Source organism: Halothiobacillus diazotrophicus (assembly GCF_001663815.1).
Lineage (GTDB): Bacteria > Pseudomonadota > Gammaproteobacteria > Halothiobacillales > Halothiobacillaceae > Halothiobacillus > Halothiobacillus diazotrophicus.
In genome coordinates this window covers 1,319,897-1,341,754 of record NZ_CP016027.1, presented here as the reverse complement: position 1 = coordinate 1,341,754, position 21,858 = coordinate 1,319,897, and the positions used below count along the sequence as shown (strand labels likewise).

Genomic DNA, 21,858 nt, shown 5'->3' with positions numbered 1-21,858 from the left:
TCCTTGAGCATCCTGCGGCCAGCGCGGATGAAAGGGTAGTCGTCTGTCATGTCTGTGCTCCGAATTGGGCTTGCAGCAATTCGCCGAAACTGTCGGCGCTCATGGGCCGGCCAGTGAAGTAACCTTGGGATTCCTCGCAGCCCATTTCCTGTAACAGGGCCAGTTGTTCAGCATTTTCCACGCCTTCGGCAATGGTGGTGAGTCCCAGGCTGTGTGCCATGGTGATGATGGTGTGCACGATTGCCCGATCTTCCGGATCCTCCGTCATGTCGCGAACGAAGGATTGATCGATTTTCAGCTTGTAGACCTGGAACCGCTTGAGCAGGCTGAGGGACGAGTATCCCGTGCCGAAATCGTCGATCGACAGCCGGACGCCCTGTTTTCTGAGGGTCGAGATGATCTCGATCGCGGTGACCGGATCGTCCATGGCAATCCGCTCGGTCAGTTCAAGTTCCAGATGTTCCGGGGGGAGACCGGTTTCATGCAGGATTTCCAGTACCCGCTGCGGGAGATTGGGCTGCCGAAACTGGATGGCGGAAAGGTTCACGGCGATCAGGAAGGCGTGATCCCGATCCTGCAGCCACTGCCGGGTTTGCCGGGCCGCCGTCTTCAGAACCCACTCGCCGATGGGGAGGATCTGGCCATTGTCTTCGGCAATGGGGATGAATTCGGCCGGAGAAATCTGACCGAGATCCGGATGCTGCCAACGCAATAGGGTTTCCGCACCGATGATCCTGCCGGTTGCGATCTCGATCTGTGGCTGATACATCAGGTGAAATTCTTCACGCGCCAATGCCTTGCGCAGGGCGCTGTCCAGGCGCATGACCCGATCGGAATGCGTCTGCATTTCTGGGGTAAAGAATCGGTAGTCATTGCGACCGGATTGCTTGGCTCGGTACATGGCGATGTCGGCATGTTTCGACAAGGTATTGAAATCCTGGCCGTCGCTCGGATAGAGCGCGATACCGATCGACAGGGCGATGGTCAGCTCGTGACGATCGATGACGAAGGGCTGAACGAACTGTTCCTGCATCCGGCGGGCGATCCGCGCTGCGTGGTCGGCATCGCATTCCGGGAGCACCAGAATGAATTCGTCGCCGCCCTGGCGGGAGAGGGTGTCCTGGGGTCTCAGGAGGCCTTGAAGCCGCCGGGCGACCAAAATCAGGAGCTCGTCGCCAACGGCATGACCCAGCGTGTCGTTGATGTTCTTGAAGTGGTCGAGATCAAGGAACATCAGGGTCAGGGCTGTCTTGCTCCGGGCAGCACTGGCGAGATCGTACTGGATATGCTCCTGGAGCAGGATGCGGTTGGGCAAGCCGGTGAGTACGTCGAAATTCGACAGGTGGGCAATCCGGGCCTCGTCCGCCTTCTGTCGGCTGATGTCGGTGATGAAACCGGTCCAAACCGTACTGCCATCCGGCTCTCGGACGGGCAGAGAGTTGCCGTACAGCCAATGAACGCTGCCATCTTCGAAAAAGACGCGGTATTCGTGCTGCCAGGGGGTGAGATCCCGGGCGGATCGCGCGATCGAGGCACTGACGCTTGCCAGATCATCCGGGTGAATTCGTGTGAAGACGATGCTTGCATCCTCGACGATATCCTCAGGGGCCACCTGATAGATTTTGCGCACGCCGTCGCTGGCGAAGGGGAAGCTGGATCGACCATCCGCATCCAGTCGATATTCGTAGACCATGCCAGGTACGTGGTGGGTGATTTTCTGGAGTCGGTCCAGTGCAGCTATCCGCTCGGCTTCGGCACGTTCCCGCTGCTTATCCCGTTCGAAGTTGTCCAGGGCAAAACTGATGTCCGCGGACATTTCGATCAGGAGTTGCTGCGCCGCGTCATCAAATGCGTTTGTTTCCTCGGAATACAGCATGAAGGCCCCGATGATACGCCCGCCACGATGGAGCGGCAGTGCGGCGGAGGATTTCCAGCCGGCTTTTGCGGCACCCGGCCGCCAGAGAAGGGTGCTCGGATCATGTTGAAAATCCTGGCACCAATACGGTCTGTTTTCTCTAATGGCCGTGCCCGTCGGGCCGTGGCTTCCGGGTTTTTCGGGGTTCAGGGGAATGCGGAAATTCTCGAGGTAGCCGGTTTTATCTCCGTAGGCCGCAGCGGGGCCAATGCTCTGGGTCTTCGGATCGATCAGGCCGATCCAGGCCATGTTCATGCCTCCGAAGCGCACCGCATCCTGGCAAATCTGTGCGAACAGTTCCTCCTGGTTGTGGCAGCGTACGATGGCCTGGTTGCATTGGCTCATCGCCGCATACAATCGGGTGATTCGGGCAATCTGGGCTTCGTTCTCGTGCCGGGTGCGCTCAAGTTCGCTGAGTTGCACCTGAGTTCGGCCGAGCCAGTCCATGACGCTGTTTTCCTGATCGGGGCCGATGGCAATCGGCTGTGTGAAATCGCCGCGACCCATTCGTTCCAATTGTTCATGGATGAGATCGATCGTGCCGCCGAGCGTGGTATTCAAAGCTCGGTAGGTGGTGATCAGAAGCCCCATGAGAGCCAGGGCCAGCACAATGAAGAGCCAGCGGATTTCCTGTGCGATCTGCTTGGCATGGTCCACATCCGCGCGGGTGCGTTCGGAAACGAGTTGCATGAACTGATGGATCCGCTGCAGTGCCGCGTTCTTTTCCTCGTAATAGGCGGGGCTTCTGAGTGGGCCCAGTGCCGCTTCCTCGGGATCATCCGATGGTGAACGGGGGGTATCGGCCAAGGCAATGGCTCGTACGTCTCGTTGGTTGAGTCGCGTGATCTGGGTGATGGCCTCGGTGAGCAGGCGTTTCTCTTCCTCGGTGAAGCGTCCGGCTTCGATCAGAGCGGAGAGGGTCAGTGCAGGTTGATTCTGGAGCATCGACTTGGCATGGACGCCTTGAGTATTGAGATTCCAGCAGGGGCTTTCATACTGTTCGGCAAAGGGCGCTGCCCCGCTCAGCATGGCCTGGATTCTCTGATGGCAATATTTGAAGACGGGGTTGCCGGTGGCGATATAGGACCGGGCCGTCCGGGTCAGGTCATTGGACGCTTCACGCAATTCGCTGCCCAGAAGGATGGATCGCCATCGCAGGTCATTCGCATCACCGATGGCTTGTTCGGCACGCACGTAAACGATAAAAGCGACGGATAGCGCGCAGAACAGACCGAAGGTCAGCCACAGGTTGCGGGTGAATCTGGTTTTGCTGCGGTAGGCATCCATCACATCTCAGGTTCCCATTCCATCCCGTCGCGACTGTATTGTTCTATTCGGTGCGGCCCTGATGGCCGTGGCCGGTCTTAACCCTACCACGTCAGGTGGTTTGTGAGATGAAGGTTAACATCAGGGGGAGGATAATGCGACAGAACGCCATTTCCGCCGTTTGACGCGGTCATGGCCGGATGCGGACGGGCGTCCGCATCCGGGAAGATCAACGGGAGAAGCGGTTGGCGACGACGACTTCTTCCAGGGCGAGTTGTCCGGGTTTGGGCCAGACGTCCTTCGTTTTCTTGCCGATGGCCAGCATGAAGGCAATGACATGATCGTCGGGCAGGTCGATCAGACGGGCGACGGCATCGAAATCGAAGCCGTCCATCGGGCAGCTGTCCAACCCCATTTCCCGTGCGGCCAGCATGAGTGTTTGTCCGGCGATCCCGCAACTGCGCATGGCCTCGTCGCGTTGTACTTGCGGCTTGTCACGATAGTAGGCGTCGATGGCGGGCACCATCATTTCACGGACGGCATCGGGCGCGTTTTGCCAGACGCGTGCGGCATGCTTTTCCCAGCTGGCCATATCCGCACAGAGAATGACCAATAGGGCGGCATCCGTCACCTGGGATTGATCCCAGGCTGCCTGGCGGATGGCCTGTCGCTGGGCCGGGTCGTCAACGACGACGAAGCGCCAGTGCTGAAGATTGAAGGCGGTCGGTGCCTGCAGCGCAAGGCCGAGCAGTTCGTCTCGCGCCGTCGGGGTCAGTTTGAAGTCGGGATCGAAATGTTTGACCGAGCGACGGCTTCGAATGGCTTCGGATACGTTCATGTGATCAACTCCAGTTTTTGGGTGGTAAGGGTTTCGAGCGGGTGGGATGCGACAGGCGTTGCATCACCAGTGATCTGGAATCGGTAGGTGTCCGGTTTTGACCCAGATGGTGCATCCCGTTCGGCTGAAGGGCGCATGCCGACTCCAGTGCGGACTGCGCAGCCAGGAGCCGGCGGGGTAATCGCCATGTTCGTCTGAGAACGTGCCTTCCAGAACGAAGATTTCCTCACCGCCGAAATGGTGGTGCGGCTGAAAGTAGGTTTCGGGTTGCCAGCGAACCAGAGCCGTATGTTCTCCCTCGAAACTGCCGAGCGGCATGACCTCGAGTCCATCCACCAGCCCGGGTTGCCAGCACGTCTCCCTTGTATTGACGACGATCTGTTCGGTTTCGCCATCGGGCAGATGATGGAGCTTGACGAAGATGACGCAGCCGTCCGGTGCCGAGGGTGCGTGGCGGGATCCCGGCGGGTTCCGGACGTAACTGCCGACCGGGAAGCATCCCGTTTCGTCGCAGAAGCTGCCCTCGAGTACCAGGAATTCCTCCCCGCCGTGATGAATATGTTCGGGAAATCGGGCCCCCGGTGCAAAACGCACGAGGCTGGTGGCACGGGTCCCATCCCCGCCGGCACGTTCGATCAGCTTGCGCTGCACGGTCGGTTCGGGCGAGGCCACCCAGGGAAGGGCGGTCGTGTCGACGACGGCCCGCAGAAAAAGGTCGGCATGGCGGGGGGTAAGCGGGTGTTCGCTCATACGCAGAATCTACCGGTGGTGACGAGGTTCAAGCCTAGACAGCGTCTTGGGGCTTTGCAACACGGCCGCAGGGTGCATTTATCGTCAGGATCCTGTCGTTTTTGTGACCTGTCACTCGGTTTCCTGAACCCGGACCTGTTGCACGATAGCGCTGAGGAGCGTGGACTCCGCCTTGGGGTAGCGCGCTACGAGCGCCGCGATATCGCGCTCGCCTTCCACCATGGCGACGAATGCGTGGGCGAGGGAGCCCTCGATGCCGTCCTCGGTGGCGGCCTCGCGCAGGTTCGACAGGAGTTCCAGCGCGGCCGGATCGCCCCAGGTGGCGGCAACGATCAGCCGGGCAATGCCTTCGGCAGCATCGGTTCGTGCTTGTTCGGTCAGGCGCGATAGCCAGTCCGGGTCGGTTTGCGCCTGCCGGATACCCTGTACGATCTGGCGATCCTCGTCGTCCAGGGCGGCCGTGGCCGGTTCGGCACCATGCAGCCAGTTTTCGAGTTGACTCGCCAGGTTCACCCAGCCGTCTTCCCGGTATTGGGCAATGAGCCGTTGTGCCTGTTCGTCGTCACTGCCGTTCAGGGCATCGACCATGGCTGTGATCAGGGTCTGATGTGTCGCGCAAATCTGGCCAGAGGGTATCGGATTCAAGAGCGGCCCCAAATGTTGGTGAATCGATTGCTATAGTGATTGTTCGCATGATAACCAATAATTTCCGGCCTGGTGCCGATCGGGATGTCCCAGGCGCGGCCGAATTTACGTTGTTGGTCGTGGGAATCGGCGATCGGGATCTGTTCGATGTACTTGTTTTAAGAGGAGCGCGTCATGGAAATGCGTTTGTTGGGGGATAGCGGGATTTCCGTGAGTTCGATCTGCCTGGGAACCATGACCTTCGGTCAGCAGAATACCGAGGCGGAGGCCCATGCCCAGCTCGATTTCGCCGTCGCGCAGGGGGTGAATTTCATCGATGCGGCGGAAATGTATCCCGTGCCGCCAAAGGCGGAAACCCAGGGCCGGACGGAATCCTATATCGGCAGTTGGCTGGTGCGGCAGGCCCGGGACTCCGTCGTCGTCGCCACCAAGATCGCCGGGCCGTCCCGCGGCATGAAATGGATCCGAGGCGGCCCGCAGATCACTGCCCCCCAGATCCGGGCGGCTATCGACGGCAGCCTGCGTCGTCTGCGTACCGATTATGTCGATCTGTACCAGATTCATTGGCCGGAGCGTTACGTGCCGATGTTCGGCGAGCGTTACTATGAACCGGCACGGCAACGCGCCGCCGAATCGATCGAGAACCAGCTGCGCGCCCTCGGCGAACTGGTCCAGGCCGGCAAGGTTCGGGCGATCGGACTATCCAACGAGACGCCCTACGGTGTCATGAGCTTTGCGCAGGCTGCGCGGGAACACGGTTTCCCGCGCGTCGTCAGTATTCAGAATGCCTATCACCTCATGAACCGCACGTTCGAGACCGGCGGCCTCGCGGAGGTCAGCACGCAACTCAATATCGGACTGCTGCCTTATAGCCCGTTGGCCTTCGGGCTGTTGAGCGGCAAGTATCTGTCCGATCCGTCTGCTGCCGGGCGTCTGACCGAGTTCCCCGGGTTCGGTCAGCGGTATGCCAAGCCGAATGTGGCCGAAGCTACCCGAGCCTATGTGGCATTGGCACAGCGGCATGGATTATCGCCCGCGCAGATGGCCATCGCCTTCACGCGTCAGAAACCGTTCACGACTTCCGTGATCATTGGCGCGACGTCCATCACGCAATTGGCGGAAAACATCGGGGCGGCCGATGTCACGCTGTCCGCCGAATTGTTGGCGGAAGTCGATGAGATCGACCAGCGCTGGCCCAATCCGGCGCCCTGAACGAAATAACCCACCTCAGAGCAGTCTGAGACGGGTTTCGGATGCAGCGCGCCGGAGGCGATCAGGATGCGTTGCGATCCTTGAGCAGGTCACGAATTTCCGTCAACAGCTGGACATCGGCCGGCGGCGCGGGCGGTTCGGCCGGTGCAGGCGCAGGCTCGGGTCGCTTGAGTTTGTTGATGACCTTGAGTGCCATAAAGATGGCGAGTGCGATAATGAGGAAATCCAGCGCGGTCTGAATGAATTGGCCGTAGCGGATGGCCACCTCCGGAATCTTGTCGTGCGCCGGTTGAAGTACGATGACGAGGTTCTGAAAATCCACCCCACCGATCAGCAGCCCGATGGGGGGCATGATGATGTCCTTGACCAGGGATGAGACGATTTTGCCGAACGCGGCGCCGATGATGATACCGACCGCCATGTCGAGCACGTTGCCTTTCATGGCGAATTCCTTGAACTCTTTGATCATGGACATGATGTATTCCTTGTGCGGGTGACTTGAGTCATTGAATCGCCCGGATTATTGCATGAAATCAGGGGGCTGTAATACCCGATTTAATCGCTTGGTTATTAAATGGAGATAGCATTTAAATGTGGGACGTGGTGTTTCAGCGGAATATGCTGGGCAGCCCTGAGCGTTCGGGTATGGCGCCAACCGATTGTCTATGAAGGTTTTGTCTGGGGTGGATCCTGGGCTTCATGCGGCGTTTCTGTGGTTGGATTGATCGGTATTTTTTTCTGGAGTTTAAATTGGGTGCGTTATAATGACCGCTTACTGCAATAGTCCGGCGTAGGTGTTTTCCCATGCGTGAAGATAATATTCTCGAACAGATTTGGACACAGTCCCCGATTTTCGAATCGGTGTTGCGCAGTGTCCAGATTGTCGCGGCCACCGGTGCCACCACGCTGATTCTTGGGGAATCGGGCACGGGCAAGGAGTTGGTGGCTCAGGCGCTGCACCAGGGTTCCGATCGTCGCCACGCGCCTTTTATTACTGTGAACTGCGCGACATTTACCGAATCCTTGGCAGAGTCCCAACTTTTCGGCCACAAGCGAGGTGCCTTCACTGGTGCTCAGGCGGACTACGCCGGCCTGATTCGGGCGGCTGACGGCGGTACGCTGTTTCTTGACGAAATCGGCGAACTGAGCCTGCCGGTTCAGGCCAAGCTGCTGCGTTTCCTCGAAACCGGCGAGTTCATGAGTCTCGGGGACAGTCGTGTACAGCGCGTGGACGTGCGGATCATCGCTGCGACGCACCGTGATCTGTCGGCGCTGGCCGAGCAGGAGCGCTTCCGCGCGGATCTCTACTACCGGTTGCAGGTGGTGCCGATTGAACTGCCGCCCCTACGTGCGCGTCAGGGCGATATCGACTGGCTGCTGAGTCGCTTCATCGAGACACTGAGTGCCCGCTACGGGCTGGTACCCCCGCGGCTCACGGCCAATGCCCGGGGGGTGTTACGGCGTCACCCCTGGCCCGGCAATATTCGCGAATTGCGCAATCTGGCCGAGCGTTTGGTCATTCTGCACGCGGGCAAGGTCGTGGATGTGGAAAACCTCCCGTTTGCCCTTCGTAGCGCGGTGGAGTCGGCGGAGAGTACCCGTCGTTTCAGCCTGCCGGAGAACGGTGTAGATCTGGAGGCCGTCGAGTCCGACCTGCTGCGCCAGGCTTTGGCGCGGACGGGCGGAAATAAAAGTCGCGCCGCCCGCCTGTTGAGTCTGTCGCGCGATACGTTCCTCTACCGGTTGAAGAAATTCTCGATTCAGTAATTCGGGTTGCCGTCCCGAGCGATCCTAATTGGTGATCCTGACCGTGTTTAGGGCACTGCTGACCGACAGGACGATCCACTGATCATTTCTGCGCGACCGCCAATCCCCCGTGCCATCGGGGGATTTCTCTTTCTGGAGGGTCGTGGCTTCGCTCATTGATCATCGTCACGATTTTGTTATCGAAACTGTGCTTCCATCCAGGCGAGGATCAGCCTTTGTCTCATCGGGATCTTCGCATGCATGGCGATAACCGTGATGGATTTGTGGGAATTCCCGCGTCGATTCCGGCGTATTGTTTGTCGATGGGGCCGGAATGCCGGATCAAAGATGTGCGAAAATTGGCGATTATCTAAGGCCGTTGCACGGTGCCACGGCATGTCGAGTTGAGGAGTTTTCGATGGAGTTGCGAACTGACCGGTTTTATGGCGAGACCCACGAGTGGTATCGACAGGACGGTTCCGTCCTGTGGTTGGGCGTGACGGAGCAGGGCCAGGATATGTTGGGCGATGTGGTTTATGCCCAGTTGCCCCCGGTGGGCGCGCAGGTGCGCCGGGGCGAACCCTGCGCGACGCTTGAGTCGGTGAAGGCGGCTTCGGATGTGATTTCTCCGGTCGATGGGACCGTGATCGCCGTCAATGAGGCTCTGGAGGATTCGCCGGAACTGATCAACGACGATCCGCTGGATACGGGTTGGATCCTCAAGATCGAACCGGCCGGAACCCCGGATGCGTGGATGACGGCCGATGCCTACCAACAGATGTTGTCTGCGGGGGCGTGATGGCATCCAACAATTTGGGTTTCAAGCGGATATTGCTCGCAACCAAGTACTCTTGGCAGGGGTTCCGGACGGCGTACCGCAAGGAAGAGGCATTCCGGCAGGAGGTCTGGCTGGCGTTGGTTGCCGTCCCCCTCGGTTTTTATCTCGGCCATGACGGTGTCGAACGGGCTCTGCTCGTCGGGTCGATTCTGCTGATCCTCATCGTCGAGCTGCTGAACACGGGGATCGAGAATGTCGTGGACCGGGTGGGCACCGACCTGCACAAGCTCTCGGGTCGCGCCAAGGATATGGGGTCGGCCGCCGTGTTTACCGCATTGATTCTGGCCGCGATGGTCTGGCTGTCCATCCTGTGGCCGCATTTTGTACCACACGGCTGATCGGGACGTTCAACCCTGAAAGGGGGGCGTATCAAAGGCGACTCAGGCGCGCTCGTATCAGGTAGAACACCAGGGTGATCACTGGCCAAGCCAGCAGGTTCGCCAATGCGCGCGACAGATAGTCCAGCAGGGCCATGCTGCTGGTAATTCCCCCCTGAATCCATAATGAAAACAGCAGATAGACGGTGCTGAGTCCCGCGATGAACAGGGCCTGCTGAATCGGGCTGGCGACCGAAAGCATTTGGCGTAGCGCCAGCACTAGTGCGGCTGCGAGCGTGAAGAGCAGTGCATTGGCACCCAGTAGCCCAGCAGTACCGACATCGAGAAGTAACCCCATTAGCCAGGCATAGACCAAGCCCACGCGGCCAGGACTGTGAATGCACCAGTAGAGTACGGTCAGCAGCAACCATTGAGGCGCATGTTGCTGGTACCAGTCGCCAAACGGCACCAGGGTGAGTACCAGCGCCAGGGTCGTCGTGAGCAGGATGGCCAGCCATTCACCGCGCATGAGATGCATCCCGCTTGGGTGGGGTGGTCTTGGCATGTGCCGCTGCCGGTGGGGGCGTGGTCGGCGGTTTGGCAATTGGCTCGCTGCTTGGGACTGCCGGTTTGCCCGCATCGATGATGGCCTTGCCCGGTTGGTCGATCGTGTTGGCCTGTTCGGTTGCGGCACTGGGCGGTGGCGGCGCATCCGGTGGTGCGGTCAGGACCAGGACTTCGCTCAGATGATCCAGATTGGCCACGGGCGTCGCCACGATGTTCAGAAATGCCTGTCCCCGGTCGTCGTGGATCTGGCTGATCCGGGCGACGGGATATCCCTTCGGGAACACGCCATCGAGTCCGGAGGTGGTCAGCAGGTCACCGACCTTGACGTCGTAGCGGTCCGGAATCCGGTCCATGGTAAGCGTGTCACGTGTCCCCGTACCCCGCAGCAGGCCGATGAAGCCCGTGTCGCCCAGGCTGACGGACAGGTTGTGTCGACGAGAAACGATCTCGATGACCACGGCGCCGGTCAGGCTGCTGCGAAGCACCTGACCCACGATACCATGCCCGTCGATGACCGGTTGGCCGGGCTTCACGCCATCGTTCAGGCCGCGATTGATCGTGAAGTTCCGGTGCTCCGGTGTGTCATTGATGGCCGTCATCCGGGCCAGGAGGACATTGGGCACGACCGTGGTCTGGCCATGCAGCAGTGACTTGAGGTGATCGACTTCCTGTTTCAGATCGAAGAACTGCTGCATCTGTCCCTTGATCAGCAAGTTTTCTTCCTTCAGGTGCTGGATGGTTGCGACCTGATCGGCACGGTTCTGGAAAAAGAGGAAGAGGTCGGTGCCCCATTCGCTGGGGGCGTGCGCCGCCCGGGCAATACCGTCGGTGATGCTGCCGAGGCCGGTATTGATGCGGGTGGCCACACTGCTACCCGCTCGATCCAGCGCCATGAGCATCAGGGCGGCCAGCACCAGAATCATGAGTTTGGTGATGCCGGGGCGGTGGGACTCGAACAGGGACATCAGGGTCTGCGGTGACGCTTATTCCGTCGCGAACAGGGAGCTGTGCCGCTGATCGATCAATTCCAGAACCTTGCCGCCCCCCCGGGCGACGCAAGTCAGCGGGTCGTCGGCGATCACGACGGGCAGACCCGTTTCCTCGCGAATCAGGGTGTCGATGTCGCGGAGCAGGGCGCCGCCGCCGGTCAGCACGATGCCGCGTTCGGCGATGTCGGAACCCAATTCAGGGGGCGTCTGTTCCAGGGCGGTGCGAATGGCCTGCACGATGCCGTACAGGGGCTCCTGCAGGGCTTCGAGGATTTCGTTGCTGTTGAGGGTGAAACTGCGCGGGACGCCTTCGGCCAGGTTGCGGCCCTTGACGTCGATTTCCAGCAGTTCCTTGCCGGGGTAGGCAGAGCCGATTTCCTTCTTGATGCGTTCGGCGGTGGCTTCGCCGATCAGGATGCCATAGTGCCGGCGCACATAGGCGATGATGCTTTCGTCGAACTTGTCGCCGCCAATGCGGACGGAGGATGAGTAGACGATGCCGTCCAGGGAGATCACGCCGACTTCGGAGGTGCCGCCGCCGATATCGACCACCATCGAGCCGCGGGGTTCGTCGACGTTGATGCCGGCGCCGATCGCGGCGGCCATCGGTTCCTCGATGATGTAGGCCTTGCGGGCGCCGGCACTGAGGACCGATTCGCGGATGGCGCGCCGTTCGACCTGGGTGGCACCCACCGGCACGCAGACCAGGACGCGCGGGCTGGGGCGGAACCAGTGGTTGGCGTGTACCTTCTTGATGAAGTGCTGCAGCATTTTCTCGGTGACATGGAAATCGGCAATCACACCGTCACGCAGGGGACGAACCGCCTGGATCGACTTGGGCGTCCGGCCGACCATCTGCTTGGCCTCGAGGCCATAGGCCTGAATTGCGGTGTGACCGCCTTCGTTTCTCAAGGCAACGACCGAGGGTTCGTCCAGAACGATGCCGCGGCCGCTGACGTAAATCAGGGTGTTGGCGGTGCCCAGGTCGATGGAGAGATCGGTAGAGAAAATGCCACGAAAACGCTTGAACATGATGGATGTATACCGGTATGACTATAAGTAATTATGAGGGGGTTGGAGCGCGTTCTCTGCCCACAGGTTCCGGCCAAGATCGAGACAAGGACCGGAACGCCCGGGAATTCGTACATGCATCCTGAAATGAGATAACAGCAGTCTCGTAAAGCATCTGCATAAAACACCGCCCACGATACCAATCTGTCCATTTTCCAGCAAGCACTCCTGCTCTTTTTGGTGCAGGCCGGTTTTCCGCTTTTCGTGTGGCATTTCGCGCGGTCGGATCGGGGACTCTGGTGAGGCTGCTTTCCCTCCTGCACTCTCGATCTGCGGTGCTTCAGCGTCCTGTTGGCGCGATCGGGTACATGGCCGGGATAAATTCGCGTTAAAATGCTGCGGAACTTCGCCCGCGTAACAGGCTGGGCGAGTCCGCCGTCACTCACATCAATTTCAGGAATGCTTCATGTCGCTGAATTCCACCCAACTCAAACACGTGGCGCATTTGTCGCGCATTGCGGTTGACGAGGCCCAGGTCCCTGCGATGCTGGAGGATCTCAATGCCATCCTGGCCTTTGCCGAGCAGTTGCAGGATCCTCGTCTGGACAATCTGGCGCCGATGGCGCATCCGCTGGACCAAACACAGCCGCTTCGCCCCGATCTCGTGACCGAGCATGACGAGCGTGCCCGTCTGCAGGCGGGGGCCCCGGCAGTCGAGCGGGGCCTGTTCCTCGTTCCTCAGGTCATCGAGTCCTGACGGGCTTCACCCAGGATGCGGCCGCTTGGTTGCCGTATCCGCCTGTGTCTCAATCATTCGATCAAGTAGAGAGTTCGACGTGTCCTTATACAAACAATCCCTGGCCGAGTTGCGTGCCGGACTAGACGACCGGCGGTTCTCCGCCCGGGAACTCGCCGAGGCCTTTCTGGCGCGCGTGGCCGCCCATGATGGCGCGCTCAACAGCTTCATTTCCCGGATCCCCGAAATGGCGCTTGCCGCAGCGGATGCCGCCGATGCCCGCATCGCCGCTGGCGAGCGTGCGCCATTGCTCGGTATTCCCTACGCCCACAAGGATATTTTCTGTACGCAGGGTGTGCGCACGACCTGCGCCTCGCGGATGCTTGGCGACTGGGTGGCTCCGTACGATGCCACGGTGCATCAGCGCCTGAACGAGGCCGGTGCCGTGTTGCTGGGCAAGACCAACATGGACGAGTTCGCCATGGGCTCCTCCAACGAGAACAGTGCTTTCGGCGCGGTGAAGAACCCCTGGGATCATGCTGCGGTGCCGGGCGGGTCGTCCGGCGGTTCGGCGGCAGCTGTCGCGGCCCGACTGGTGCCCTGGGCGACGGGTACCGACACCGGCGGTTCGATCCGTCAGCCGGCGGCCTATTGCGGCGTGACGGGTATCAAGCCGACCTATGGCCGAGTCTCGCGTTTTGGTATGATCGCCTATGCCTCCAGCCTGGATCAGGGCGGGGTGCTGGCCCCCTCGGCAGCGGATTGCGCCATCGCCCTGCGGGCTATGGCCGGACACGATTCCCGCGACTCGACGTCTGCCGATCAGCCCGTGCCGGATTACGCCGCCGAGCTGGATCGGCCCCTGACCGGTCTGCGAATTGGCGTGCCGCGCCAGTGGTTCACCGATGGGCTGGATGCGACGGTGGCCGCCCGGATCGAGGCGGCGATCGAGATTCTGGTTCAGCAGGGTGCCGTGCGGGTCGACATCGATCTGCCCGACGCCGAGTTGGCGCTGGCCGCCTATTATCTGATCGCGCCGGCCGAGGCCTCGTCCAACCTGTCCCGCTTCGACGGCGTGCGCTTCGGGTATCGTTGTGCCGAGCCCCGTGATCTCATGGATCTGTACGAGCGCAGCCGGTCGGAAGGCTTCGGGGCCGAAGTGAAGCGACGCATTCTCATCGGCACCTATGCCCTGTCGGCAGGTTATTACGATGCCTTCTACGGCCGGGCCCAACGGGCGCGGCGCCAGGTGTCCGAGAATTTCGCCGCGGCCTTCGCCCAGTGCGACGTGATCGCGGGGCCCGTCGCGCCGACACCCGCTTTCGATCTGGGTGCCCATGCCAGCGATCCGGCCACGATGTATCTGGAGGATATCTACACGATTCCGGTGAATCTTGCGGGGCTGCCCGGCATGTCGGTGCCGGTCGGGTTCAGCGGTGCACGTCCGGTCGGCATGCAGCTGATCGGCGCGCCGTTCACCGAGGCGCGACTGTTGAACGTCGCCCATCGATACCAGCAGCAGACGGACTGGCATCAGCGCGTGCCCACGGCTTATGAGGAGGGCGCGGCATGAGTGCGCATTCACGTTGGGAGGTCGTGATCGGCCTCGAAATTCATGCCCAGTTGGCGACCCAGTCGAAGATCTTCTCCGGCGCCTCGACCCGATTCGGCGCCGAACCCAACGCCCAGGCCTGCGCGGTCGATCTCGGCCTGCCGGGCGTGCTGCCGGTATTGAATGGCGAAGCGGTGCACATGGCGGCACTGTTCGGTCTGGCCATCAATGCCGAGGTGGCCCTGGCGTCGATGTTCGACCGCAAGAATTACTTCTACCCCGACCTGCCCAAGGGCTACCAGATCAGCCAGCTGGCCCAGCCGATCGTCAGCGGCGGGCAGGTGGTGATTACACTGGGTGAGGGCGAGGATGCGGTGCAGAAGACCATCCGGGTCACGCGCGCGCACCTCGAGGAGGATGCCGGCAAGAGCCTGCACGAGGACTTCGCCGGCATGACCGGCATCGACCTCAACCGGGCCGGCACCCCGCTGATCGAGATCGTGTCCGAGCCGGACATGCGTTCGGCGGCGGAGGCGGTGGCCTATGCCCGGAAGATCCATGCCATCGTGCAGTATCTCGGGATCTGCGACGGCAACATGCAGGAAGGCTCGTTCCGGGTCGATGCCAACGTGTCGATTCGGCCGAAGGGCGAGACGACACTGGGCACGCGAACCGAGATCAAGAACGTCAACTCCTTCCGCTTTTTGGAGCGGGCGATCCTGTTCGAGATCGAGCGCCAGATCGAGTTGATCGAGGACGGCGGCACGGTCCAGCAGCAGACGCGCCTCTACGATCCGGACAAGGACGAGACGCGGATGATGCGGACCAAGGAAGCGGCGGACGACTACCGCTATTTCCCCGATCCGGATCTGCTGCCCGTCGTCATCGCGCCGGAAACCCTGGCGGCATGGCGCGACAGTCTGCCCGAACTGCCGGATGCCAAGGCCGATCGCTACCAGCGCGAATACGGGCTTTCGGCCTACGATGCCGCCGTGCTGACCAGCAGCAAGGCCACGGCCGCTTACTTCGAGCAGACGCTGGCTGGTCTTCAGGGTTTGATGGCCGGCAAGTCGGCCGATGCGAAGCTCTGCGCCAACTGGGTGACCGGGGCGATTGCCGCGCAGCTCAACAAGACCGGGCTCGCCATCGACGAGAGCCCGGTATCGGCCGAATCCCTGGCCCGGTTGCTCCTGCGCATCGCCGACAACACCTTGTCGAACAAGCTGGCCCGCGAGGTGTTCGACGCCATGTGGGCGGGCGAGGGTGAGGCGGATGCCATCATCGACGCGCGCGGCCTGAAGCAGATCACGGATTCCTCGGCGATCGAGGCGCTGGTGGATGAGGTGCTGGCCGCGAACCCGGACAAGGTGGCGGAATATCGGGGCGGCAAGGACAAGCTGTTTGGTTTCTTCGTGGGGCAGGCCATGAAGGCGGCACGCGGCAAGGCCAATCCCCAGCAACTGAACGAGATCCTCCAGGCGCGCCTGGGCACGCCCGGAGGGTCGGAATGACCGAGACGCGCACCCCGGAAGAGTTGCCGGATATCGATCAGCTGTACCGCTTCGGTTTCGGCTCCGGGCAGGTGCGCGGCGTGGCCGTCAGCGTGGATCGGAGCTGGTCAACGGCCGGGCAGGGGCACGACTACCCGCCTGCCGTGGCGCAGCTGCTCGGCGAGTGCGTCGCCGCGGCCCTGGTGATGGTGGCGACGCTGAAGTTCGAGGGACGGCTCATTCTGCAGTTTCGGGGGGAGGGGCCGATTTCTCTGCTGGTCGTGCAGGCTCGCTCGGATCTCAGTTATCGCGTGACGGCCCAGTGGTCGGCGGATCTCGATGCGGATGCCCTGGATCAATCGATTCAGGTGCTGCTCGGTCAGGGGCAGATGGCGCTGACGATCGAACCTGCCGACGGTGTGCGCTATCAGTCGTTGGTCCCCATCGAGGGGCAGCGGATTGCCGAGGCGCTGGAAGGTTATTTCCGCCAGTCCGAGCAGTTGCCAACTCGACTTGAGCTGGCGGCGGATGCCCATCGCGCGGTGGGACTGCTGATCCAGCAGATTCCCGGCGAGGGGGGCACGCCTATGGTGCGTCACGGGGCCGCGAACGACGAATTTGCACATTTATCGATCCTGGTGGACACGCTGGACACCCCGGCCGGCCAAGCCGAATTGCGCACGACCCCAGTGCCCGTTCTGCTGCACCGGCTGTTTCATCAAGATGCCCTGGGGTTCACCGACATCCGGCCGATCCGCTTTTACTGCGGCTGTTCGCGGGCCGGTGTCGGTAACATGTTGCGCTCTCTGGGGCGGACGGAATTGGAGGGCGCCCTGTCGGATTCCGAGGTTCCGGATCACGTGTCGGTGCGTTGCGAGTTTTGTGGCCAGCGGTACAACTTCGATGCGGTTGATGTGGAGCAGATATTGCTAGACACTTCGACTGAACCGCCCGATGCCACCCGACACTGAGCGGTCCTTCGGCCTCGTTTCATCTGCGCAGGGATTATCCGCATGAATGCCCAGTCCGCCCGGTCCGATCGCCTTGCGCGATTGGATGCGTTGTATGAAGAAGTCTGCGTGAACATCCTGGATCGGCAGCATCCCATCAGCGGGTTGTTGCCGGCCAGCACGGCGGTCAATGCCCATGGCGACTACACCGATGCCTGGGTGCGCGACAACGTCTACAGCATTCTCGCGGCCTGGGCGCTGGGTCTGGCCTATCGTCGGGTGGATACGGCCGATGCCCGAGCCTACGAACTGGAACAGGCGACGATCAAGAACATGCGTGGGCTGCTCACGGCCATGATGCGTCAGGCCGATCGCGTGGAGCGCTTCAAGCGGACGCAACAACCCATCGACGCCCTGCATGCGAAATACGATACGGGTACCGGGCTGGCCGTCGTGGGCGATGCCGAATGGGGCCATCTGCAACTGGATGCCACCTCCCTGTTCGTGCTGATGCTGGTGCAGATGACCCTCAGCGGTCTGCGCATCATCGCCAGCCGGGCGGAGGTCGATTTCGTCCAGAATCTCGTCTGGTACCTGTCGCGTGCCTATACCACACCCGATTATGGTATCTGGGAGCGCGGTAACAAGATCAATCATGGTCAGCGGGAACTGAATGCCAGTTCCCTCGGCATGGTGCTGGCCGCCCTGCAGGCCATCGACGGATTCGACCTCTTCGGCGGCGACGGCGATGACCGAAGCCGGATTCTCGTGTTGGCCGACGACATCGCGCGTACGGAGATGACGCTGAATGCCCTTCTGCCCCGGGAATCGGGTTCCAAGGAAGTGGATGCCGCGCTGCTTTCCGTGATCGGCTTTCCCGCCTTTGCCGTACGCGATGCCGAGATGGTGGCCACGGTCGACCAGGCGCTAACGCAGAAGCTGACCGGGCGCTTCGGTTGCAAGCGGTTCCTGCGCGATGGTCACCAGACGGTCCTGGAGGACGAAAACAAGCTGCATTACGAGCCGGAGGAGCTGGAACGGTTCGCCGGCATCGAGTCCGAATGGCCGCTGTTCTTCACCTATCGTCTGATCAACAGCTGGTTTTCCGGCGACTTCGAGACGGCCGAGCGTTTCAATCGCCAGCTGACGGACCTGGCGGTGCAGCGGGATGGCCAGTATGTTCTGCCCGAACTGTACTTCGTGCCGGAGCCAGCCATCGACGAGGAGCGCCTCAGTCCGGGGAGCGCCGATCGTCAGCCCAACGAGAACCAGCCGCTCGTCTGGGCGCAGAGTCTCTGGATCGTTGGTCGCCTGCTGTTGAGTCGTGCGATCGACGTGAGCGACCTCGACCCCATCAATCGCCGACGCCCGCTCAGCGGGCAGACCGTGTGCCGTGCCGTGTCCGTCGCCCTGGTGGCGGAAACCAGTGGGGTGGAAGCGGCGTTGGTGGAAATGGGTTCGGAACGTCACATCGTCGTCGGGCAATCCCGGGTGCGCATCGGCTCGGTACGCGCGCTGGTGGAGAACTTGGTCGATCTCGGCGCGAATGACCGTCTGGCGCTGACCGGTCGGCCGCGACGCCGGGTCTTGGGGTTGAGTACCGCGAAAGTCTACGAGATCGATGGTCAGCAGTGGTTGATCGTGCCGCAGCTGTTCGATACGGATGACTTCTATCTCACGCAGGATCTGGCGCTACTGGTCCAGGAGCTCCGCTCCACCATCGGCTATCTGCACCGTTACTGGCGTCAGCCCGGGCGCCCCATCCTGACGATCATGATCAGCGAATGGATGTTGGCGGCCCCGGATTTCGCGGTCATGTTGAATTTCCTGCGCGATGAGTTGAGTCGGGGCTCGGTCAATGGGGTACCGGTCCATCTGGATCGGGTCGAGTCGCTGGTTTCACGGGGACAGCGCGTGCGTTTGCCCGGCATGATGGCCGGCTGGGCACCTCGACCGAAGGCGCTGGCGTTGTCGCTGGACGACGATGCCTACAGTCGTACGACCGAAACCTGGTCGCTCTCCCAGGCATCGGACGAGACGCTGCTGCAACGCTATTTCGCCACCGAGGCGATCTACGAGCGACTCGATATTCTCGGCGTGCTCGCCGGGCGTTATCCCAATCTCGATTTGCACGCGGTCAATGACGAGGGTCGGACATCGACGCTGCTCGAGTTGATCGATGGCCTGTTCCGCATGGCGCAACGGGCGCGCGCCTGGGGCGTGATGCGACGCAGCGCGGAGCTGCTCGGCAAGGTGGATGCCTACCTGGACGTCGCGCTGATGGATCTCATCGTGCGGCAGAAGCGATTGGCGGTGGGTCGTTCGTACACAAGCAAGGCATTGATTTCCGAGCCGTTGTCGAATCACGAGATTCTCAAGCGCATCCGTCAGTTCTGCGGGGAGGACCCGCGAGAGCGCATCCTGACCCAGGAGTTGATCATCCATCTGGGCAGCCTGATCCGTTCCGAGCCGGCGCTGTTCGAGGACGTCATTACCCTGCGGATCGGGCCATTGTTGCAGACGGTGATCGCCCTGCATGCCCGCGATGCCCAGTTGACGCCCAGTGCGGCCTTCGACTGGCTGATGGCTCAGCCGCCCAGCGTGGTCCGGCGAAAGTTGCGCGATGCCCTGAACTGGCGGGGTGGCTCTTCCCGACTGGAGGGGTTGCGTCTGGTGGACGAGTCGATCACCTGGGATGCCATCGAGTTTCGGGCGGAGGACGATCCCGAATCGACGGCGGCGGACTGGTTGCAGTGGCGTTGTGTCGAAGGCGCGATCGGCCGCTTGCCGGATACGTTCTATCGGGATGTCTGGGAACTGCTGGCCCATACGCCGGCTCTGGTGATCGGGGATCGCTACAACCCGCGCAATACCCTCGACAGTTCCCTGTTCCGCAGCCAGTCCACGGCTGGCGAAAAGAATTTTGCTCTCGCGGTGGAGCATGTGCTTAATCGGATCGTGGCGCCGGAATATCGGCAATTGGTGATTGAGGCCCTTCAGGCGTTGATCCGGTTGGTGCAGAAAAATCCGAGTCTTCAGCTCCAGGATGCGTTGATCACGGACGTGCTGATCGGGCATGCGGTCCGGCTGGCGTGGTGCAACGGGCGTTCGGCGGAACACGTGCGCTACGACGAGGTTCGGGATCAGGCCTGGGCGGCCTTTTATCAGCGTCCGCCCCACCAGGTTGCCTATTACGTGACCGAAGCGCTGGAAACCCTGCTGGGCAAGGGCGAATCACGCACCATGGCCGTTCTGACGGAGGTTGGCAAATGATTCTCGCGGGCGATATCGGCGGCACCAAGACCCTGTTGGCGCTCTATGACGACAGCGGTACCCAGCGGATCTACCATCAACGCTACGCCAGTGGTTCCTATGGGCAGTTCGATCTGTTGCTGCAGGGTTTTCTCGATGCGGCGGCGAACAATCACACGATGATGCTGACGGCGGCCGGTTTCGGCATCGCCGGCCCCATTCAAGGCGAGCCCGGCGCCCAGCGGGTCCATGCGACCAATCTGCCCTGGCAACTGGATAGCGTGGCGTTATCCCGTCAGCTGGGCGGCGTGCCGGTCGTGTTCGCGAACGATCTCGTGGCCAGCGGTACGGCGGCGATCGCCTCGACCCCGCTACACCGGACGACCCTGAACCCGCTGGCGGAGCCTGTCACGCGCGCTTCGGCCGGCCATGTGGCGGTGATCGCCGCCGGTACCGGCCTGGGCGAAGCCGTGTTCTGCTACGACGGCCAGCGTTACCATCCCATGCCGACCGAAGGCGGGCATTGCAGCTTTGCGCCGAACAGTGCCGTGGAGGATCAGTTGTGGTCCTTCCTGCGGGCGCGCCTGGACGGGCATGTCAGCTACGAGCGGATCCTGTCCGGTAAAGGGTTCTTCTACCTCTACGAATTCGCGCGGGCCGAGGGCCTGGCTCAGGAAACCCCGCATATGATTGCGCGTCTTGCCGAAGCCGATGATCCCAGTGTGGTGATCACCCAGCAGGCCTGTGCGGGCAGCGACACCCTGAGCGAGATTGCCTGTCGGCTGTTCGCCCGGATCTATGGCGCCGAGGCCGGCAATCTGGCACTCAAATGCCTGCCGTACGGCGGCGTGTTCGTTGCTGGCGCCATCGCCGGGCACATTCTCCCGTTCATGCAGACCGAGTTCATGACCGGCTTTACGGACAAGGGGCGCTTTGCCGATCTGCTGCGGCGCATACCGGTCTGGATGGTGAGCGATCCCGATCTGGCCCTGCAGGGCGCGGCCCGTCTGGCAGCAGAGCATGTTCGTGGCTGAGCGGCCGGGCGACGGACTGCGTTGATGGCGGAGCGTACGTTGAACCCCGCCGCATCACCGCTGTCGCGCACTCGGCGCCTTTCCGGCCTCTATGTGATCACCGATACCACGGACTTGCAGCGCGATGCGCTGGTGGCGGCCGTGGCGGAAACCATTCTGGGCGGTGCGCGTATCGTGCAATACCGGGACAAGTCGACGGATCAGGCCCGACGTCTTTTCGAGGCGACTGCCCTGCGGGACCTGTGCGCCGAACACCAGGTGCTGTTCCTGATCAATGACGATGTGACGCTGGCCGAAGCCATCGGCGCCGACGGCGTACATCTGGGGCGGGAGGATGCGGCGCTGGCGGCCGCCCGAAAGCGACTGGGGCCGGATGCAATCATCGGCGCATCCTGTTACGACCAGCTGTTACTCGCCCGGCAGGCGGTCCATGCCGGTGCCGACTACGTGGCCTTCGGCGCTGTGTTTCCGACTCGGATCAAGCCGGACGCGCCCCGGGCGTCCCTGGATCTTTTTCAACAGGCCCATCAGGAACTTGGCGTCCCGATCTGCGCCATCGGTGGCCTGACGGTTGAGACCGCACCTGTAGTCCGGTCCGCCGGAGCGGACATGCTGGCGGTGATTTCCGCCGTTTTCCAGGCACCGGACCGTCGTCTTGCGGCCGCCCGATTTCACGCCGTCTTTTCCCGTCCCGCAGGGGGTGGCGATACCCGCTGACTTGCCTGTCCGTCCCGCGGCCACCTGCCCGAG

At 61.7% G+C, this 21,858-nt stretch carries 19 protein-coding genes; 11 read left to right on the top strand and 8 right to left on the bottom strand.

Going from position 1 to position 21,858, the window contains the following annotated elements:
• Positions 1-46: 46 nt before the first annotated feature.
• The 4 genes from A9404_RS05955 to A9404_RS05940 all read right to left on the bottom strand — a co-directional run bounded on the left by A9404_RS05955 (position 47) and on the right by A9404_RS05940 (position 5,414).
• Positions 47-3,202, bottom strand: a complete 3,156-nt coding sequence (locus tag A9404_RS05955) for a bifunctional diguanylate cyclase/phosphodiesterase (RefSeq protein ID WP_066099347.1) — start codon at positions 3,200-3,202, stop codon at positions 47-49.
• Positions 3,203-3,410: 208 nt separating this feature from the next.
• Positions 3,411-4,019 carry a nitroreductase family protein gene (locus A9404_RS05950; RefSeq protein ID WP_066099346.1) on the bottom strand — a complete coding sequence of 203 codons (609 nt, stop codon included), beginning with the start codon at positions 4,017-4,019 and terminating at the stop codon, positions 3,411-3,413.
• 63 nt (positions 4,020-4,082) lie between these two features.
• Entirely contained in the window at positions 4,083-4,769 is a 687-nt protein-coding gene (locus tag A9404_RS05945; protein ID WP_066099345.1) for a cupin domain-containing protein, read from the bottom strand.
• 111 nt (positions 4,770-4,880) lie between these two features.
• Positions 4,881-5,414, bottom strand: a complete 534-nt coding sequence (locus A9404_RS05940; RefSeq protein WP_156521255.1) for a hypothetical protein — start codon at positions 5,412-5,414, stop codon at positions 4,881-4,883.
• Positions 5,415-5,588: 174 nt separating this feature from the next.
• On the opposite strand from A9404_RS05940, the gene A9404_RS05935 reads away from it, so the two are divergent.
• The gene (locus tag A9404_RS05935; protein WP_066099343.1) at positions 5,589-6,626 is read left to right on the top strand and encodes an aldo/keto reductase; all 1,038 of its coding nucleotides are present in this window, start codon (positions 5,589-5,591) and stop codon (positions 6,624-6,626) included.
• 61 nt (positions 6,627-6,687) lie between these two features.
• Here the strand turns inward: A9404_RS05935 and mscL are convergent, their stop codons facing one another.
• Complete coding sequence (gene mscL, locus A9404_RS05930; RefSeq protein WP_066099342.1) at positions 6,688-7,101, bottom strand: large-conductance mechanosensitive channel protein MscL; 414 nt, start codon at positions 7,099-7,101, stop codon at positions 6,688-6,690.
• Positions 7,102-7,430: 329 nt separating this feature from the next.
• On the opposite strand from mscL, the gene A9404_RS05925 reads away from it, so the two are divergent.
• From A9404_RS05925 to A9404_RS05915, 3 genes are all read left to right on the top strand, one after another.
• Entirely contained in the window at positions 7,431-8,393 is a 963-nt protein-coding gene (locus tag A9404_RS05925) for a sigma-54 interaction domain-containing protein (RefSeq protein WP_066099341.1), read from the top strand.
• A 397-nt stretch (positions 8,394-8,790) separates the two neighbouring features.
• Positions 8,791-9,171, top strand: a complete 381-nt coding sequence (gene gcvH / locus A9404_RS05920) for a glycine cleavage system protein GcvH (RefSeq protein WP_066099340.1) — start codon at positions 8,791-8,793, stop codon at positions 9,169-9,171.
• Positions 9,171-9,548 carry a diacylglycerol kinase gene (locus A9404_RS05915; RefSeq protein WP_066099339.1) on the top strand — a complete coding sequence of 126 codons (378 nt, stop codon included), beginning with the start codon at positions 9,171-9,173 and terminating at the stop codon, positions 9,546-9,548. The genes gcvH and A9404_RS05915 overlap by 1 nt, the downstream gene beginning before the upstream one ends.
• A gap of 31 nt (positions 9,549-9,579) precedes the next feature.
• On the opposite strand, the gene mreD is transcribed toward A9404_RS05915, so the two are convergent.
• The 3 genes from mreD to A9404_RS05900 are packed head-to-tail and all read right to left on the bottom strand — an operon-like array spanning position 9,580 to position 12,115.
• A complete protein-coding gene (gene mreD, locus A9404_RS05910; RefSeq protein ID WP_066099338.1) occupies positions 9,580-10,056 on the bottom strand; it encodes a rod shape-determining protein MreD in 477 nt (158 codons plus the stop codon).
• Positions 10,046-11,059 (bottom strand): rod shape-determining protein MreC, encoded by a 1,014-nt coding sequence (mreC, locus tag A9404_RS05905; RefSeq protein ID WP_066099337.1) that lies wholly within the window; start codon positions 11,057-11,059, stop codon positions 10,046-10,048. The genes mreD and mreC overlap by 11 nt, the downstream gene beginning before the upstream one ends.
• An 18-nt stretch (positions 11,060-11,077) precedes the next feature.
• The gene (locus tag A9404_RS05900) at positions 11,078-12,115 is read right to left on the bottom strand and encodes a rod shape-determining protein (protein WP_066099336.1); all 1,038 of its coding nucleotides are present in this window, start codon (positions 12,113-12,115) and stop codon (positions 11,078-11,080) included.
• A gap of 445 nt (positions 12,116-12,560) precedes the next feature.
• Here A9404_RS05900 and gatC point away from each other — a divergent pair, with 445 nt between their 5' ends.
• From gatC to thiE, 7 genes are all read left to right on the top strand, one after another.
• The gene (gatC, locus tag A9404_RS05895; protein ID WP_066099335.1) at positions 12,561-12,851 is read left to right on the top strand and encodes an Asp-tRNA(Asn)/Glu-tRNA(Gln) amidotransferase subunit GatC; all 291 of its coding nucleotides are present in this window, start codon (positions 12,561-12,563) and stop codon (positions 12,849-12,851) included.
• Positions 12,852-12,930: 79 nt separating this feature from the next.
• Positions 12,931-14,403 carry an Asp-tRNA(Asn)/Glu-tRNA(Gln) amidotransferase subunit GatA gene (gene gatA, locus A9404_RS05890; RefSeq protein WP_066099334.1) on the top strand — a complete coding sequence of 491 codons (1,473 nt, stop codon included), beginning with the start codon at positions 12,931-12,933 and terminating at the stop codon, positions 14,401-14,403.
• Positions 14,400-15,893 carry an Asp-tRNA(Asn)/Glu-tRNA(Gln) amidotransferase subunit GatB gene (gene gatB, locus A9404_RS05885; protein WP_066099333.1) on the top strand — a complete coding sequence of 498 codons (1,494 nt, stop codon included), beginning with the start codon at positions 14,400-14,402 and terminating at the stop codon, positions 15,891-15,893. Before gatA ends, gatB begins: the two co-directional genes overlap by 4 nt.
• Positions 15,890-16,843: an Hsp33 family molecular chaperone HslO gene (hslO, locus tag A9404_RS05880; protein ID WP_066099332.1), complete on the top strand. Its 954-nt coding sequence runs from the start codon at positions 15,890-15,892 to the stop codon at positions 16,841-16,843. The genes gatB and hslO overlap by 4 nt, the downstream gene beginning before the upstream one ends.
• A gap of 42 nt (positions 16,844-16,885) precedes the next feature.
• Positions 16,886-20,095, top strand: coding sequence for a glycoside hydrolase family 15 protein (locus tag A9404_RS05875; protein ID WP_066099331.1), 3,210 nt, complete (start codon positions 16,886-16,888; stop codon positions 20,093-20,095).
• Positions 20,092-21,108 (top strand): glucokinase, encoded by a 1,017-nt coding sequence (locus tag A9404_RS05870; RefSeq protein ID WP_066099330.1) that lies wholly within the window; start codon positions 20,092-20,094, stop codon positions 21,106-21,108. The genes A9404_RS05875 and A9404_RS05870 overlap by 4 nt, the downstream gene beginning before the upstream one ends.
• A 24-nt stretch (positions 21,109-21,132) precedes the next feature.
• Positions 21,133-21,825 (top strand): thiamine phosphate synthase, encoded by a 693-nt coding sequence (thiE, locus tag A9404_RS05865; RefSeq protein WP_066099329.1) that lies wholly within the window; start codon positions 21,133-21,135, stop codon positions 21,823-21,825.
• Positions 21,826-21,858: the final 33 nt, after the last annotated feature.

Excerpts from the sequence above, each read along its gene's own strand:
- A9404_RS05955 (WP_066099347.1), bottom strand. The coding sequence starts at position 3,202 with ATGGATGCCTACCGCAGCAAAACCAGATTCACCCGCAACCTGTGGCTG.
- A9404_RS05950 (WP_066099346.1), bottom strand. The coding sequence starts at position 4,019 with ATGAACGTATCCGAAGCCATTCGAAGCCGTCGCTCGGTCAAACATTTC.
- A9404_RS05945 (WP_066099345.1), bottom strand. The coding sequence starts at position 4,769 with ATGAGCGAACACCCGCTTACCCCCCGCCATGCCGACCTTTTTCTGCGG.
- A9404_RS05935 (WP_066099343.1), top strand. The coding sequence starts at position 5,589 with ATGGAAATGCGTTTGTTGGGGGATAGCGGGATTTCCGTGAGTTCGATC.
- mscL (WP_066099342.1), bottom strand. The coding sequence starts at position 7,101 with ATGTCCATGATCAAAGAGTTCAAGGAATTCGCCATGAAAGGCAACGTG.
- A9404_RS05925 (WP_066099341.1), top strand. The coding sequence starts at position 7,431 with ATGCGTGAAGATAATATTCTCGAACAGATTTGGACACAGTCCCCGATT.
- gcvH (WP_066099340.1), top strand. The coding sequence starts at position 8,791 with ATGGAGTTGCGAACTGACCGGTTTTATGGCGAGACCCACGAGTGGTAT.
- A9404_RS05915 (WP_066099339.1), top strand. The coding sequence starts at position 9,171 with ATGGCATCCAACAATTTGGGTTTCAAGCGGATATTGCTCGCAACCAAG.
- mreD (WP_066099338.1), bottom strand. The coding sequence starts at position 10,056 with ATGCGCGGTGAATGGCTGGCCATCCTGCTCACGACGACCCTGGCGCTG.
- mreC (WP_066099337.1), bottom strand. The coding sequence starts at position 11,059 with ATGTCCCTGTTCGAGTCCCACCGCCCCGGCATCACCAAACTCATGATT.
- A9404_RS05900 (WP_066099336.1), bottom strand. The coding sequence starts at position 12,115 with ATGTTCAAGCGTTTTCGTGGCATTTTCTCTACCGATCTCTCCATCGAC.
- gatC (WP_066099335.1), top strand. The coding sequence starts at position 12,561 with ATGTCGCTGAATTCCACCCAACTCAAACACGTGGCGCATTTGTCGCGC.
- gatB (WP_066099333.1), top strand. The coding sequence starts at position 14,400 with ATGAGTGCGCATTCACGTTGGGAGGTCGTGATCGGCCTCGAAATTCAT.
- hslO (WP_066099332.1), top strand. The coding sequence starts at position 15,890 with ATGACCGAGACGCGCACCCCGGAAGAGTTGCCGGATATCGATCAGCTG.
- A9404_RS05875 (WP_066099331.1), top strand. The coding sequence starts at position 16,886 with ATGAATGCCCAGTCCGCCCGGTCCGATCGCCTTGCGCGATTGGATGCG.
- A9404_RS05870 (WP_066099330.1), top strand. The coding sequence starts at position 20,092 with ATGATTCTCGCGGGCGATATCGGCGGCACCAAGACCCTGTTGGCGCTC.
- thiE (WP_066099329.1), top strand. The coding sequence starts at position 21,133 with ATGGCGGAGCGTACGTTGAACCCCGCCGCATCACCGCTGTCGCGCACT.